A 14,765-nucleotide genomic window follows, 5' to 3' on the forward strand; every position below is an offset into this window, starting at 1 on the left:
ACGCGAACGGGCGCCCTCGCCGAGGACGCCCGTCACGTTTCACTCAAGATCAGTCTTCGGACTTGCCCGACTGCAGACCCGCCGAGATCATGTCCATGACCGACGAGTCGGCCAGCGTCGTCACGTCCCCCACGGCGCGGTTCTCGGCCACGTCGCGCAGCAGACGGCGCATGATCTTGCCCGAGCGGGTCTTCGGCAGCTCCGGCACGACCATGATCTGGCGCGGCTTCGCGATCGGCCCGATCTCCTTCGCGACGTGGTCGCGCAGCGCCTTGATCGCCTCGGCACCACCGGCGTCGGAACCCGCGCCACCGCGCAGGATCACGAACGCCACGATGCCCTGGCCGGTCGTGTCGTCGGACGCGCCGACGACGGCCGCCTCGGCCACGGTCGGGTGCGAGACCAGTGCGGACTCGACCTCGGTCGTGGAGATGCGGTGGCCGGACACGTTCATCACGTCGTCGACGCGGCCGAGCAGCCAGATGTCGCCGTCGTTGTCGTACTTGGCGCCGTCACCCGCGAAGTAGAAGCCCTGGTCCTTGAAACGCGACCAGTAAGTGTCGCGGTAGCGCTCCTCGTCGCCCCAGATGCCGCGCAGCATCGACGGCCACGGCTCGTCCAGCACCAGGTAGCCGCCGCCACCGTGAGGCACCTCGACGCCCTCGTCGTTGACGACCTTCGCGCCGATGCCGGGCAACGGGCGCTGCGCCGAACCGGGCTTGGTCGAGACCACGCCGGGCAGTGGCGAGATCATGATCGCGCCGGTCTCGGTCTGCCACCACGTGTCCACGATGGGGGCCTTGCCGCCGCCGACGTTCTCGCGGTACCAGATCCACGCCTCGGGGTTGATCGGCTCGCCGACCGAACCCAGCACGCGCAACGAGCTGAGGTCGTACTTGGCCGGGATGTCCGCGCCCCACTTCATGAAGGTGCGGATCAGCGTCGGCGCCGTGTAGTAGATCGAGACGCCGTACTTCTGCACGATGTCCCAGTGCCGGCCCTCGTTCGGGGTGTTCGGCGTGCCTTCGTAGACGACCTGCGTCACGCGGTTCGACAGCGGGCCGTAGACGATGTAGCTGTGGCCGGTGACCCAGCCGATGTCCGCGGTGCACCAGTAGACGTCGGTGTCCGGCTTGAGGTCGAACACGTTGTGGTGCGTGTACGACGCCTGCGTGAGGTAGCCGCCGGACGTGTGCAGGATGCCCTTCGGCTTACCCGTGGTGCCCGAGGTGTAGAGGATGAAGAGCGGGTGCTCCGCGTCGAACGCCTCGGGGGTGTGCTGGTCGGACTGCGAGTCCACCAGCTCGTGCCACCACACGTCCTTGTCGGTCCACGCGACCTCGGTGTCGGTGCGCTTGACGACGATGACCTTCTCCACCGACGGCGCGTCCGCGACGGCCTCGTCGACGGCCGGCTTCAACGGGGCCGGGTTGCCGCGGCGGTACTGGCCGTCGGTCGTGATCACGAGCCGGCACTCGGAGTCTTGGATGCGGGTGCGCAGCGCCTCGGCGGAGAAGCCGCCGAACACGACGTTGTGCAGCGCGCCGACGCGGGCGCAGGCGAGCATCGCGAAGATCGCCTCGGGGACCATCGGCATGTAGATCGCGACGCGGTCCTCGGCGCCGATGCCCAGCGACGCCAGCGCGTTGGCGGCCTTGGAGACCTCGCGCTGCAGCTCCGCGTAGGTGATGGCGCGGGAGTCGCCGGGCTCGCCCTCCCAGTGGATCGCGACCTGGTCACCGTGGCCGGACTCGACGTGCCGGTCGACGCAGTTGTAGGCGACGTTGAGCTTGCCGCCGACGAACCACTTGGCGAACGGCGCGTCCGACCAGTCCAGCACCTGCGTCCACTTGGTGTCCCAGTGCAGCCGTTCCGCCTGCTTCGCCCAGAACGCCTCGCGGTCGGCCTTCGCCTCCTCGTACAGCGCCGGCTGTGCGTTCGCCTGTGCCGCGAACTCGTCGGAAGGCGGGAACGTCCTGCTCTCCGTGAGCAGGTTGTCCAGGGCTTGGCCCTGGCCTGGCGACTGGGTCATGGTGCGAGACCTCCTGGAAAATCCAGACCGGTTGGGGATGCGGGTACTGACCGTAGTGCGAGCCAGTTCACTTCCAACAGGCTCCTCCCCCGAAAGGTTCAGACCAATCTTGGGAGGTTGGTTACACGACTGTCATTGTGTAACCCGTTTTGTCTGCTTGAAGCACGTGTGACGCGATGAACGGGCGCGGTTGCGCGCTCAACGGTTCGGGCAGTGAGCTGGATCACGCGTTTCACCTGGTCAGGTACTCTGCGCGACCGTGACCGATCCGCTTGCTCCGCTGCTTTCCTTGCCCGGTGTGGCCGATGCCGCCGGCGCGGCCAAGGACGCCGTCTTCCAGGTGCACCGCCATCGGGTGAACTTGCGCGGCTGGGCCACGACCGCCGCGGAAGCGTCCGTCCGCGCGGCCCGTGCGTCGGCGGCGCTGGAGGGCGGGCCGACCGAGATTCCGGAGTCCGGCGAGGTCTCGGATCCCGTGCTGGCGGGGTCTTTGCGGATCGCCGAGGCCCTCGGCGGACTCGTCAGCACGTGGCAGCGTGCACCGTTGCAGGCTCTCGCGCGGTTGCACGTTCTCGCCGCCGCGGACCTGACTTCTGACGTTGGTCGCCCACGGGTGTCCGATGACGTCTCGGCGCGGCTCGACATGCTCGGGTCGCTGGTGACTGGGGGAACGTCCGTGTCGGCACCGGTTCTGGTCGCGGTGGTGCACGGCGAACTGCTCGGCCTGGCACCGTTCGACGTCGCCAACGGGGTCGTCGCCCGTGCCGCGGCCAGGATGACCTCGATCTCCAGCGGCCTCGACCCCAAGGGCCTCGGCGTGCCGGAGGTGGCGTGCCTGCGCCGATCGGCCGAGTACGAGGCGGCTTCCGTGGCGTTCGCCTCGGGAGAGCTGGAGGGTCTGGCTCAGTGGATCCTGTTCGTGTGCTCGGCGCTGGAGGCCGGCGCCCGCGAGGCGAAGAGCATCGCGGACGCCGCGCTCACCGGGTGATTTCCGCCAGGGCTTCGGCAGCCTTGATCGCGTCCTCGTCCGTCACGTAGAGCGGCGCGAACCCGAAGCGGAGGATGTCCGGCGGCCGGTGGTCGCCGATGACTCCGCGTGCGATCAGCTCGTCCATGACCTTCGACGCGTCCGGGCAGCGCACCGAGATCTGGTTGCCGCGGACCACCGGCGTGATCACTTCCAGGCCGGTCAGCTTCTCGACGTGCTCGCGGAACAACGCGGTGAGCTTGAGCCCCCGCTCGCGCAGTTCGTGCAGGTCGACGTCGTCCCACACGTCCAGGGCGGCGTCCAGCGCCAGCATCGACAGGATGTCCGGCGTGCCGACGCGTGCCCTGACGATGCCGGGGTCCGGTTCGTAGCTCATTTCCATCGCGAACGGCTCGCGGTGCCCGTTCCAGCCGGAGAGCGGGTTCTCGAACGTCGGCTGCTTCTCGTGCGGCACGTAGATGAACGCGGGGGAGCCAGGGCCGCCGTTGAGGAACTTGTAGGTGCAGCCGATCGCGAAGTCGACGTTCAACGCGTCCAATTCGATCGGCAGCACGCCCGCGCTGTGGCAGAGGTCCCAGACCACTTGTGCGCCAACCTCATGCGCCTGCTCGGTGAGCGCCGTCATGTCGTTCAGCGCGCCGGTCCGGTAGTCGACGTGGTTGAGCAGCACCACGGCGGTGTTCTCGCTGAGGTCCAATGAGGACGGGTGCGCGGCTCGGATCTTCAAGCCCGTCAACGAAGCCACGGACTGCGCGATGTAACCGTCGGTCGGGAACGTCGACTCGTCACACACGATTTCCGTGCGGTTGGTGCCTTTCACGGCTCCCATCAACGTCTTGAAGACGTTGACCGACGTCGAGTCGCCCACCACGACCTGACCGGGTGCGGCCCCGATCAGCCGGCCGATCCGGTCGCCGATCCGTTGCGGCGCCTCCCACCAGCCCTCGGACCACGACCTGATCAGCCGCGTGCCCCACTGGTGTTTCACGACCTCCTGCATGCGTTCCGCGACGTGCTTCGGCGGTGCGCCGAGCGAGTTGCCGTCGAGGTAGATGACGCCTTCCGGGATGTCGAACAGCTCGCGCTTCACACGTAGCTCCTGGCAGTCCACAGCTCGGGGAACACCGCTCGTTGGGTGCGCTTCTCCAGCCAGGCGACGCCGGCCGAGCCGCCAGTGCCGACCTTCGAGCCCATCGAACGGCGGGTCGCCAGCAGGTGGTCGTAGCGCCAGCGCGCGAACTCCTCGGCGATGTCGGTCAGCGCCTCGCCGAGTTCCAGCAGGTCGCGGTCGTGGCCGCGGTAGATCTCCGCCCACACCTGCTCGACCTCGGCCGACGGTTCGTAAGCCTTGGTGAGGTCGCGGTCGAGGATCTCCTGCGGGATGTCGAAACCCTTGCGCTTGAGTGCCGCCAGCACGTCGTCGTAGAGCGACGGAAGGGCCAGCGACTTCTCCAACTGGTCGTGCATCGCCGGCACCGCGCGGTGCGGCACGAGCATCGACGCGGACTTCTCGCCGAGCAGGAACTCCATCTCGCGGTACATGCCCGACTGGAAGCCCGAGCCCTCGCCGAGCGCGTCGCGGAACGAGTTGAACTCGGTGGGGGTCATGCGCGCGATCGGCCGCCACGCCGCGGACAGCGCCTGCAGGTGGAGGTCCGAGCGCCGCAACGTCCTGACGGCCGCGCGGAGGTCGTCCTGGCGCAGTTCGGTCTGGGCCTGCCGCCACTCGAAGCACAGCAGGCCGAAGTACAGCTCCATGACCTGCGTGATGACCAGGAACGACATCTCGCGCGGGTCCTTGGACCACTGCTGTTGAAGAGTGTGCAACACCGACGCGTGCACGTAGTCCTCGTACGGCGTGGTGCCGCCGAAATCCAGCTTGGGGGAAACGGGGCAGCTCATGCCCTCAATCCTCCTGCCCGGGCTCCGTCACCTGAATGGACGACGAAAGGCGTTCGGCTCGAACTTCTTCTGATCGCAAAGCAGATCGGCGAGTAGCTTTGCGTTCATGTTGGACGAGGTCGACAAGGCCCTGTTGGAGGCCCTCCAAGAGGACGCGCGTCTGTCGTACAACGAGCTCGCACGCCGCGTGCACGTCTCACCGCCGACGGTCGCTCAACGGGTCCGCAGGCTCGAGAACATGGGCGCCATCACCGGCTACCGCGCCGTGGTCGACCCCACCGTCGTCGGACGCCCGGTCGTCGCGTTGGTGCGCATGAAGTGCTACGGCCCGCGGTGCATCACGGTCCATCCGGAGCTGCTCGACGACGTTCCAGAGGTCGTCGAGGTGGTCCGGCTGACCGGGGAGATCTGCTCGGTCGTGAAGGTCGTCACGACGTCGATCATGGAGCTGGAACGGCTGCTGGTCCGCCTGGCCGCGCACGGGGAGACGTCGAGCGCGATGGTGCTCTCGACGCCGATCCCGTGGCGGCCCGTGCTACCGGGATGAGCACGTCCGAGGGTGTGTTCGTGCTGGTCGGAGGCTGGCCGGGGGCGGGCAAGACCACGCTGGCGACCGCACTCGGGCCGCGGCTCGGGGTGCCGGTGCTGGCCAAGGACGAGGTCAAGGAGGCCCTTGCCGACGGGCTCGGTCAACCCGGCACGGTGAGCGAGTCGCGGCGGCTGGGGCGGGCAGCCGTCCTCGCGGTCCTGCGGATCGCCCGTCGTTGTCCGGGCGCGGTGGTGGACAGCACGTGGTTCGACTACACGCGGCCCCTGGTGGCCGCGTTGCCGGGCCCCGTGGTGGAGCTGCGCTGCGTCGTACCGGTGGAAGTGGCCCGGTCGCGCTACTACGCCAGGGCAGCGGACCGGAGCGCGGGCCATCTGGATCTGGAGCGCGACGAGGCCGAGCTGTGGGGAGAACCGGTGCGCCCGTTTGGCGTCGGCCCGTTGGTGGAGGTCGACACCACCGGGCCGCTGGACCTCCCCATGATCGTCGCCGAAGTCCTCCGAGCTGCCCGGCCTCGTTGAGCGGTCAACCCGCCAGCCGGTCCAGGGCGTCGCGGACGTGGCCGAACGTGGCCTCCAGCGCAGCGGCCGCGCGTTCGGTCGGCACACCGGACAGCAGGTGCACCAGCGCCACCTTGAGGTCACCGGACGCGTCCGCCAACGCCTGCGCGCAGTCGTTCTCGGGCAGCCCGGTGGCCTCGTGCAGGATCCGGATCGTCCGCCCGCGAAGCTTCGCGTTCGTCGCCCGCATGCTGATCATCAGGTTCGAGTAGGTGCGGCCGAGCTTGACCATCACCGCCGTCGAGAACGACGTCAGCACCAGCTTCTGCGCCGACCCCGCCTTCATCCGGGTCGAGCCCGCGATGGCTTCGGGGCCTGTGTCCAGAGCGACGAGCACGTCCGGTGTGATCGGCACCGAGGCGTTGTTCGACACCAGCACGGTGCGGGCGCCAAGCGCTTGCGCCTCTTCCAGCGCGCCGATCACGAACGGCGTGCGTCCGGACGCCGTCACGCCCACGACCAGGTCTTTCGCGGTCGCCGAGCGGCGGATCTGGGACGCGCCGGAGCTGTCCTCGACCTCCTCGACCGCGCGGACGAGGGCCTCGGAGCCGCCCGCGTGATGGGCGACGAACCAGTCGGGCGGGACGTTGAACGTGGGCACCAGCTCGGCGGCGTCCAGTGTCGCCAGCCGACCGGACGTGCCGGCGCCGACGTAGTGGACGCGGCCGCCCGACATGATCGCGGTGACGCCCAGGTCGACCGCGCGGGCCAGCTCCGGCAGTGCCGCGGCGACCGCCGACGGGACCGTGCGGTCCTCGTCGTTGATCATCCGCAGCACGTCGATCGTGGGGACCCGGTCGATGTCGGCCGTGCGAGGGTTCCGTTGCTCCGTCGGAGATTCCACGCGCACCACCACACCGTTCCGGGGGGAGATCATTTAGTCGTCTCCCGCGGCCGCCGGCGGCCGTCTGGTCTTGCTCCGAGCCGGTGGCCCGACACCGCTTCGTAGGTCGCCTCCAGCGCCGTCTTCGCCGAGTCGACGTGGTGCTGGGCGACGCCGATGAACAGGCAGTCGATCACGGTGAGCTGGGCGATGCGGCTGGCCATCGCGCCCGAGCGGAACGTGGTCTCGCGCGCGGCCGTGGTCAGCACGTGGTCGGCGACCTCGGTGATGGGCGAGCGCGGGAAGTTCGTCAACGCGACGGTGGTGGCGCCGGTCTCGCGAGCCACCCGGAGAGCCTCGACCGTCTCGACGGTCGAGCCGGTGTGCGAGATGCCGACGGCGACGTCCGCGCCGGTCAGCACGGCGGCCGAGGTCAGCGCGATGTGCGTGTCGTTCCACGCGAAGCAGGTCAGGCCGATGCGGTGCAGCTTCTGCTGCAGGTCGAAGGCCACGAAAGCGCTGGCACCGAAGCCGTAGACGTCCACCCGGCGGGCGCCCGCGACCGCTTGGACGACCTTGTCGAGCGACTCGATGTCGAGCTGCTCGGCGGTCTCCTCGACAGCGCGGGCGTCCGCGAACGCGACCTTGCCCACGACCTGCTTGAGGTCGTCGCCGGGGCCGATGTCGCCGCCCATGTCGTGGTTGGCCCTGGCCTGGCTGCGAGCTGTGTCGGCGGCGAGCGCGATGCGCAGCTCCGGATAGCCGCCGACGCCGATGGCCTTGCAGAACCGCGTCACCGTCGTCTCACTCGTGCCCGCCTGCTCGGCGACCTCGGTGATGCTGCGGTGCGCGACCGTTCCGGGGTTCTCCAGGACCACCTTCGCGACGCGCTGTTCGGCGCGCGCGAGACCCGGCAGCAACGACCGGATCTTCACCAGCGGACTGGACTCGGCACTGCTTTCAGTGGACACGTGGGAAACTTACTAACCGCCACTCCGAGGGTCAACGGAGTGTGGGCGGAACTCACCCCAACTGTGTCCCAAAGTCACTCCATCGGCTCGAACGTCCCGCGGCGTGTCGGCGGAAGCACACCGAACGTCGGGCTTCTTCCTGGTCGACACCGCGATCCGGTTCCACGAGTTGATGGTGAAGATCAGTGCGATGAGCTGGGCCAACTCTTCCTCGTCGAAGTGCTTCGCGGCACGTTCGTAGACCTCGTCGCTGACGTATTCGTGGCTGCTCATGACCGTGATGGCCTCGGTCAGCAGCAGCGCGGCCTGTTCCCTCTCGGTGTAGACGTCGCCGGCCTCCTGCCACGCGTTGAGGAGGTAGATGCGCGCCTCGGACTCGCCACCCTTTCGGGCGTCGGCCGTGTGTGCGTTGATGCAGTAGGCGCAGTGGTTGAGCTGGGAGGCGCGGATGCGGACGAGGTCGGCGAGCTGTTCGTCGAAGCCCTCGCGGGTGGCGGCGTCGAGGGCGATCAGGGCGCGGTAGATCTTGGGGGCCTTCTTGGCGAGGTCGATGCGGGTCGTCATGTCCTCGAAGTTAGGCCGCCGAATGGCCCGCGGCATGGTGCAATCTGATCGTGGAATCGTGGGCCAATCTGGACTTCCACCTAGACCTGTCCGGTCCGGGTGGGCTGCGGCACCGGTTGACGGCGTCGCTGCGGGAAGCGGTCCGTTCGGCGCGGCTGCCTCCCGGGACGCGCCTGCCCGCCTCGCGGTCGCTCGCCGCTGATCTCGGGATCGCGCGGAACACCGTTGCCGAGGCGTACGCGGAGCTCGTCGCCGAGGGGTGGCTGACCGCGCGTCAGGGTTCGGGAACTGTTGTCGCGCAACGGGTCGCGCCACCTCCGCCGGTGAAGCGCGCGGCGCCCGGATCGGACATCCGGTTCGACCTCACGGTGGCGACGCCGGACATCACCGAGTTCCCGCGCGCGGAGTGGATCCGTTCGACGCGGCGCGCGTTGATGGCGGCGCCGTCGGAGGCGTTCGGGCCAGGGGATCCGCAGGGACGGATCGAGCTGCGGACGGCGTTGGCCGAGTACCTGGCGCGGACGCGGGGCGTGCGGGCCGATCCCGAGCGGATCGTGGTGTGTTCGGGGTTCGCGGACGCCATCCGGATGTTCAACCGGCTGCTGAAGCCCCCGGTCGTCGTCGAGGAGTACGGGCTGGGCTTTCACCAGTCGTTGTGGACGTCGACGGTGCCGTTGGCGGTGGACGACCACGGCGCGAACACCGAGCAGTTGCCCGATGACCGGCGTGTTTGCGTGCTGACGCCTGCGCACCAATTCCCGTTGGGCGGTCCTCTACATCCGTTGCGGCGCGCGTCGGCGGTGGAGTGGGCACGGCGCGTGGACGGTCTTGTGCTGGAGGACGACTACGACGGCGAGTTCCGCTACGACCGGCAGCCGGTGGGGGCGGTGCAAGGGCTCGATCCGGAGCACGTCGTGTACCTGGGAACGTCCAGCAAGGCTTTGTCACCGGCGTTGCGGATCGCGTGGATGGTGCTGCCAGACCGGTTCGTCGACCCGATCCTGGAGATGAAGACCGATCGTGAGCAGTACATCAGCATGCTCGACCAGCTGACGTTGGCTGATTTTCTGGAGTGCGGAGCGTACGACAGCCACGTGCGGCGGATGCGGTTGAAGTACCAACGGCGGCGTGACCGGCTCGTGGAGGCTGTTTCGTCCTATGCGGAGATCTCCGGCATCGCGGCTGGGATGCACGCTGTGCTGGACACACCGCGCGAGACCGCCATCGTGCAGACCGCGCGGGAACGGGGGATCGAGGTCAGTCCTCTCTCGTCGTTCCGGCACGAGCTGAGCGACGACGACCGCACAGGGATCGTGGTGAGCTTCGGAGCGCCCGCGTTTCCACGGGCGCTCCCGTTGTTCACCGAAGTGCTAGCGGCGTGCCACTGACCAGCCTTCAGCCGTGACGTCGCCACGGGCGTGGACGTAGACGCCACGGCCGTTGTACTGACCGGCCTTGGTGTAGACGAACCTGGTTTTGACGGATTCTGTTGGCACCCAACGGCGTTCGGTCGTCGTGATGGTGCGGGCGTCCTGCCAGTCGGTGCCGTTCCAGTGCTGGACCGTCAGCTTGTCGCCCTCGTCGACGTCGACGAAGACCTCGACCGGGCGTTCCGCGATGAGGGTGCCGCCGGAAGTCGTTGCGCGCCACTGCCTTCCGTGCGACTGGACCGCGAGTGCGTTGGCGAGACCGTCGGCGACGGCCCGGCGAGCGGGGTTGACGCTGCCCCAGTCACGCGACGGGTGCACGCGGTTGGTCAGCAGGATCGCGATCGACCGCGAGGCCTTGTCGATCACGAACGACGTGCCGGTGTAGCCGGTGTGGCCCGCGGTGCCCGGACTGCTCAACGCGCCCATGTACCAGCGCTGGTCGAGCTCGAAGCCCAGACCGTGGGCGTTGTCCGGGAACTGCTGGTTGAAGTTCGTCAGCATCAGCTCGACGGAGTGCTCGGTGAGGATCCTCCGGCCGTTGTACGTGCCGCCGTTGAGGATCGTCTGGCCGAGGATGGCGAGGTCCTTGGCCGTGCCGAAGACACCCGCGTGTCCGGCGACTCCTCCGAGGGACCACGAGTTCTCGTCGTGCACCTCGCCGCGGACCATGCCGCGTGGAGGTGCGGTCTGGAACTCCGTTGCGGCTGTTCGGTTCTTGGCCTTCGGGTTGTAGCCGGTGTCCTTCATGCCGAGCGGTCTGGTGATGCCGTCTCGCACAGCCTCGTCGAGGCGTTTGCCGCTCACCTTGTGGACGAGCTCGCCGAGAGTGATCAGGTTCAGGTCGGAGTAGACGTACGTGGTGCCGGGCGTGGACTTCGGCTTCACGTCCATCACGGCTTTGATGCGTGACGGGATGTCCGGGTACAGCTTCCACAACGGGATGAACGGTTCGAGGCCGCTCGTGTGTGTGAGGAGCTGCTTGACGGTGATGTTCTCTTTGCCGTTGACGCCGAACTCGGGCAGGTAGTGGGCGACCTTCTCGTCGATGTCGACCTTGTGGTTCTCGACCTGCTGGATCACCGCGATCGACGTGAACAGCTTGGAGATCGAGGCGAGGTCGAAGATCGTGTCCTTCTGCATGGGAACGCGTTCTTCGTCTGGCAGCTGGGTTTGCTGGTCCTTGTACAGGACCGCGTAGCCCGTGCGGTCGTGCGTGACGATCTTGCCGTCGTGCACGAGCATCGTGACGGCGCCGGCGAAGAGAGGTTTGCCGTTCGCCTGGGGTTTCTGGAACTCGCGGAGCTGGCGCAGGGCCGCGTTGATCGGCTCCGGATCGAGGTTGGCCCAGTACGGGTTGGACTCGCGCAGGGTCGTCCAGGGTTTCGCGAAACCGTCCTGGGGCTGGTCGAAGTGGCCGGGGATCGCGGTCGTCACGAGTGCGACGGCCAGTGCAGGGATGAGCATGGCGTCCTCACCGGTAGCGCAGGTAGGGCAGGCGGGTGCGGCGGAACTGCTGCAGTTCTTGATGCCAAGCGCCGACGATCTCGTTCAGTGGCGCCTGGGCGTCGATCATCGTGCGCAGCCGGTCGGAGCCGCTGAGCTTGTCGATCCAGTTGTCGGGCCGCCACGCGAACACGCCGGGGTACAACGACTTCGCTGTGATCAGCATGGCGACAGCTGCCTTGATGGCGTCGAACTCGTGCGGGTCGGTGACGTGCAGGGTGACGCCGCCGCAGGTCTTGCCCTGGAACTTGTTGAACGTCGGCGCGAAGTAGGTCTCGCGGAACCGCACGCCTTTCAGGTCGAGCGCGTTGAGTTGCTCGGCCCAGCGCCAGTCGATTCCCGGCGCGCCAACGGTTTCGAACGGGCGAGTGGTGCCGCGGCCCTCCGAGAGGACCGTGCCTTCGAACAGGCACGTGCCGGGGTAGACGAGCGCGGTGTCCTGGGTGGGCATGTTCGGGCTCGGCGGCACCCAGGGGAGGCCGGTGTCGAGCTGGTTCCGCCGCCAGCCCTTGACGTTGACCACTTCGAGTTTCGTGGTCAGGTCGAACTCGCCCTTGAAGAAGCGGGCGAGCTCGCCGACGGTCATGCCGTGTTGCTGGACGATCGGCTTGAGACCGACGCCGGTGGCATAGGCGGGGTCGAGCTGCGGGCCGTTCGCATTGCCGCCGATGGGGTTCGGGCGGTCGAGGACGAGGAAGTCCAGGTTCGGGGCGGCCTGCATCGCCGTGTACATCGACCAGATGTAGGTGTAGAAGCGCGCGCCTACGTCCGCGATGTCGAACACGACCGTGTCGATGCCCGCTTTTGTGAACATAGCCCGGAGCTTCGTGGCGTTGGCGCCGTACGCGTCGTACACCGGGATACCGGTGCGTGGGTCCGCGTAGTCGCCCTCGGAGCCGCCCGCCTGCGCCGTGCCGCGGAAGCCGTGTTCGGGCCCGAAGACGGCTGTCGGCTTGGCGTTGTGCTCGACCATCGAGTCGACGATGTGGGTCTGGTCCTCGAGGATGCCCGTCGGGTTCGTGAGCACGCCGACCTTGCGGCCCTTGAGCTTGCGCCAGCCGTCTTGAGCGAGCTGTTCAGCTCCGGTGACGAGCCTCGGGGCCGCGGTGGCGGTTCCTGCGGTGACGAGCGGGACGGACAGCGCGCTCGCCGTGAGGAACTGCCGCCTTCTCACCAGGTCACTCCGTGTCCGAACGGGTAGGCGGTCGGGCCTGGCACGTCGACCGGGAGCTTGCCCTGCGGCTTGGCCTCGCCGAGCAGGATCTTGGCCAGTGCCTCCATGGAGACGGTCGTGGTCGAGTAGGTGGCGAGCCACGTCTTGGCGTTGCTGTAGGCGACGTCGTACGGGTTGCCGGTGGCGGCCGCGATGACCGGTTTGCCCGTGGCGACCAGCTGGTTGAGCAGGTCGAGCTGGGCGGGCCGGGTGCTCAGGTTGTTGGTGAGCACGACGATCTTGTCCGCGTTGGCCGCCGCGGCCAGGGCCTGCTGGATCTGGGCCGGGGTGGGGCTGGTCGCCGTCACCACCTTGGTGCCCTTGAGCCTGGTCGCGAGGGCCGCCGTCGGGCCGTCGCTGGTGCCGACGACCAGGGGGGCCTTGGCGTTGAGCGGGATCGCCTGGCCGTCGTTGCGGACGGCGGTGATGGTGCGGTCGGCGATGCGCTGGGCGGCCTCGGTGTTGGAGCCGACGATCTGGTCGACCTTGTTCACGTTGACCTCGGCGTTGAGCATGACACCGCGCAGGAGCTTCATCTTGAGGATGCGCAGCACGCTCTCGTCGATGCGCTGCTCGGAGATCTCACCGCTGCGGACGGCCTTGACGACGCTGTCGATCGCGAGACCGAGGTTCGGCGGCATCAGCAGCTGGTCGACGCCCGCCTTGATGGCGAGGATCGGGATCTGCGCGTCGTCGGGGTGCAGCTGGCGGACGCCCGCCATCTCGAGCGAGTCGGTGATGATCACGCCGTCGTACTTCAGCTCGTCGCGGAGCAGACCGGTGACGATCTTGTTGGACAGCGTGGCCGGCTCACCGGACGGGTCGATCTTCGGCACCTGGATGTGCGCGGTCATGATCGAGTCGATCTTGGCGGCGATGGCGGCCCTGAACGGCGGCGCGTCGATCTGGCGCCACTGGTCGAGGCTGCGGCCGGAGACCGGGAGGCTGGTGTGGCTGTCCTCGGACGTGTCGCCGTGGCCGGGGAAGTGCTTGGCCGTCGAGGTGACCGACTCCGGGTCGAACCAGCGGCGCCCCTCGTAGCCCGTGACCTGGGCCGTCAGCATGTCGGACGCGAGCTTCGGGTCGCTCGAGAAGCTGCGCACGCCGATGATCGGGTTCGCCGGGTTGGAGTTCACGTCGGCGTCCGGGGCGAAGTTCTGGTTGATGCCCATCGCGCGGAGTTCCTGGGCGGTGATGCGCGCGGCCGCTTCGGCGTCCTCGGTGCTGCGACCGGCGCCCAGGGCCATGTTGCCCGGCAGCTGCGTGGCCGGCGGGCCGATGCGCGTGACGAGGCCCATCTCCTGGTCGGTCGAGATGAGCAGCGGGATGCGGCTGGCCTTCTGCAGGCCGTTGGAGAGCTGCGCGATCTGCTTCGGGGTGTCGATGTTGTCGCGGCTCGAGTTGTTGAAGTAGATGACGCCGCCCGGCTGGTACTTGCGCACCATCTCGGCGGGCGTGCCGACTCCGAAGTCGGTCTGGTTCTTGGGGTGCGGGACGTCGGCGGCCTGGCCGTTGACGTACGTGACGAAGAGCTGGCCGACCTTCTGTTCCAGCGACATCCCGCGCAGCGTGGTCACCGAGGCGTCCGCTCTCGCCACCGGCGTGAGGGCGACCATGGCTGTGACCAGCGTCAACGCGGCAAACTTCCGCACTTGTCCGTGCCTCCCGGTGATGTTCCCACAGGTAACTGGCGTATTTCGCAAGTTACTCACGGTGGCGTGGTGGGTCAACGGGCGCACATTCTGCCGTTCGGTGGCACTTTTTCACCGAACACGCAGACAGGGCACCCTCGAAAGGGTGCCCTGTCGACAGCGCGGGCTTGCGAGTTACCAAGCGTGCAACTCTAGTCGTACAACCCTGGCCTCGGCGTCCGGCGTCCCGGTACGCAGGCCCTAGACGACAAGCCTCCCGCGGCGTGCTGCGCGTGGGTACTCGAAGTCCGCGCACGGAGCTTGGTCGGGGTGGATCCTGACTTCTCTTCGTCTGGCCCCTGGCCGACCCGAGTTCCGCACCACCTATTTAAGTGCGTGGGGCCGGTCACAGCAAGGGCTCGGACGGGTGCACCGTTCAAGCCACGTTCAGTAGTGAAAGTACTGCGGTTTCAGCGTTTGTGAGGTTTTGTACATGTTCCGGTACCGCTGACAGGGCGTGCACGTGCACTCACGCGGACATCACGTGTGCATGGCGTTGCCGCTACTCGCCGGTACCGATCTCTATCGGTGTTGCTGTCGT

13 protein-coding genes are annotated in these 14,765 nt (G+C 67.9%); 4 read left to right on the forward strand and 9 right to left on the reverse strand.

Features of this window, described 5'->3' with window-relative positions; genetic code table 11:
* Positions 1 to 49: 49 nt before the first annotated feature.
* A complete protein-coding gene (acs, locus tag ABZ345_RS29780) occupies positions 50 to 2,032 on the reverse strand; it encodes an acetate--CoA ligase (protein ID WP_359855741.1) in 1,983 nt (660 codons plus the stop codon).
* 259 nt (positions 2,033 to 2,291) lie between these two features.
* Between acs and ABZ345_RS29785 the strand changes: the two genes are divergently transcribed.
* Positions 2,292 to 3,020, forward strand: a complete 729-nt coding sequence (locus ABZ345_RS29785) for an oxidoreductase (RefSeq protein ID WP_359855744.1) — start codon at positions 2,292 to 2,294, stop codon at positions 3,018 to 3,020.
* Here the strand turns inward: ABZ345_RS29785 and kynU are convergent.
* Positions 3,010 to 4,110, reverse strand: coding sequence for a kynureninase (gene kynU, locus ABZ345_RS29790; protein WP_359855747.1), 1,101 nt, complete (start codon positions 4,108 to 4,110; stop codon positions 3,010 to 3,012). The two genes, ABZ345_RS29785 and kynU, sit on opposite strands and share 11 nt — an antisense overlap.
* Positions 4,107 to 4,922 (reverse strand): tryptophan 2,3-dioxygenase family protein, encoded by an 816-nt coding sequence (locus tag ABZ345_RS29795; RefSeq protein WP_359855750.1) that lies wholly within the window; start codon positions 4,920 to 4,922, stop codon positions 4,107 to 4,109. Before ABZ345_RS29795 ends, kynU begins: the two co-directional genes overlap by 4 nt.
* Before the next feature lie 106 nt (positions 4,923 to 5,028).
* Here ABZ345_RS29795 and ABZ345_RS29800 point away from each other — a divergent pair, with 106 nt between their 5' ends.
* Entirely contained in the window at positions 5,029 to 5,469 is a 441-nt protein-coding gene (locus ABZ345_RS29800; protein ID WP_359855752.1) for an Lrp/AsnC family transcriptional regulator, read from the forward strand.
* Positions 5,466 to 5,990, forward strand: a complete 525-nt coding sequence (locus tag ABZ345_RS29805) for an AAA family ATPase (RefSeq protein WP_359855755.1) — start codon at positions 5,466 to 5,468, stop codon at positions 5,988 to 5,990. The genes ABZ345_RS29800 and ABZ345_RS29805 overlap by 4 nt, the downstream gene beginning before the upstream one ends.
* A gap of 4 nt (positions 5,991 to 5,994) precedes the next feature.
* Here ABZ345_RS29805 and ABZ345_RS29810 read toward each other — a convergent pair whose 3' ends face one another.
* Genes ABZ345_RS29810 through ABZ345_RS29820 form a run of 3 tightly spaced genes read right to left on the reverse strand, consistent with a single transcriptional unit; the run spans position 5,995 to position 8,387 of the window.
* Positions 5,995 to 6,906: an N-acetylmuramic acid 6-phosphate etherase gene (locus tag ABZ345_RS29810; RefSeq protein WP_359855758.1), complete on the reverse strand. Its 912-nt coding sequence runs from the start codon at positions 6,904 to 6,906 to the stop codon at positions 5,995 to 5,997.
* Entirely contained in the window at positions 6,903 to 7,823 is a 921-nt protein-coding gene (locus tag ABZ345_RS29815; RefSeq protein WP_355557932.1) for a MurR/RpiR family transcriptional regulator, read from the reverse strand. Before ABZ345_RS29815 ends, ABZ345_RS29810 begins: the two co-directional genes overlap by 4 nt.
* Positions 7,824 to 7,835: 12 nt before the next feature.
* Entirely contained in the window at positions 7,836 to 8,387 is a 552-nt protein-coding gene (locus ABZ345_RS29820; RefSeq protein WP_359855760.1) for a carboxymuconolactone decarboxylase family protein, read from the reverse strand.
* A gap of 50 nt (positions 8,388 to 8,437) precedes the next feature.
* Between ABZ345_RS29820 and ABZ345_RS29825 the strand changes: the two genes are divergently transcribed.
* Positions 8,438 to 9,775: a PLP-dependent aminotransferase family protein gene (locus ABZ345_RS29825; protein ID WP_359855763.1), complete on the forward strand. Its 1,338-nt coding sequence runs from the start codon at positions 8,438 to 8,440 to the stop codon at positions 9,773 to 9,775.
* On the opposite strand, the gene ABZ345_RS29830 is transcribed toward ABZ345_RS29825, so the two are convergent.
* Genes ABZ345_RS29830 through ABZ345_RS29840 form a run of 3 tightly spaced genes read right to left on the reverse strand, consistent with a single transcriptional unit; the run spans position 9,758 to position 14,149 of the window.
* A complete protein-coding gene (locus ABZ345_RS29830; RefSeq protein ID WP_359855765.1) occupies positions 9,758 to 11,281 on the reverse strand; it encodes a serine hydrolase domain-containing protein in 1,524 nt (507 codons plus the stop codon). The genes ABZ345_RS29825 and ABZ345_RS29830 overlap by 18 nt on opposite strands.
* A gap of 7 nt (positions 11,282 to 11,288) precedes the next feature.
* Positions 11,289 to 12,494: a DUF1343 domain-containing protein gene (locus tag ABZ345_RS29835; RefSeq protein ID WP_359855768.1), complete on the reverse strand. Its 1,206-nt coding sequence runs from the start codon at positions 12,492 to 12,494 to the stop codon at positions 11,289 to 11,291.
* Entirely contained in the window at positions 12,491 to 14,149 is a 1,659-nt protein-coding gene (locus ABZ345_RS29840) for a glycoside hydrolase family 3 N-terminal domain-containing protein (protein ID WP_359856049.1), read from the reverse strand. The genes ABZ345_RS29835 and ABZ345_RS29840 overlap by 4 nt, the downstream gene beginning before the upstream one ends.
* Positions 14,150 to 14,765: the final 616 nt, after the last annotated feature.

Origin of the sequence: Lentzea sp. NPDC005914 (assembly GCF_040629405.1) — a bacterium.
Lineage (GTDB): Bacteria > Actinomycetota > Actinomycetes > Mycobacteriales > Pseudonocardiaceae > Lentzea.

What these genes read in the sequence shown, in the direction of transcription:
- ABZ345_RS29795 (WP_359855750.1), bottom strand. Translation starts at nt 4,922, where the DNA reads ATGAGCTGCCCCGTTTCCCCCAAGCTGGATTTCGGCGGCACCACGCCG.
- ABZ345_RS29840 (WP_359856049.1), bottom strand. Translation starts at nt 14,149, where the DNA reads ATGGTCGCCCTCACGCCGGTGGCGAGAGCGGACGCCTCGGTGACCACG.
- ABZ345_RS29800 (WP_359855752.1), top strand. Translation starts at nt 5,029, where the DNA reads ATGTTGGACGAGGTCGACAAGGCCCTGTTGGAGGCCCTCCAAGAGGAC.
- ABZ345_RS29810 (WP_359855758.1), bottom strand. Translation starts at nt 6,906, where the DNA reads ATGATCTCCCCCCGGAACGGTGTGGTGGTGCGCGTGGAATCTCCGACG.
- ABZ345_RS29820 (WP_359855760.1), bottom strand. Translation starts at nt 8,387, where the DNA reads ATGACGACCCGCATCGACCTCGCCAAGAAGGCCCCCAAGATCTACCGC.
- ABZ345_RS29805 (WP_359855755.1), top strand. Translation starts at nt 5,466, where the DNA reads ATGAGCACGTCCGAGGGTGTGTTCGTGCTGGTCGGAGGCTGGCCGGGG.
- acs (WP_359855741.1), bottom strand. Translation starts at nt 2,032, where the DNA reads ATGACCCAGTCGCCAGGCCAGGGCCAAGCCCTGGACAACCTGCTCACG.
- ABZ345_RS29830 (WP_359855765.1), bottom strand. Translation starts at nt 11,281, where the DNA reads ATGCTCATCCCTGCACTGGCCGTCGCACTCGTGACGACCGCGATCCCC.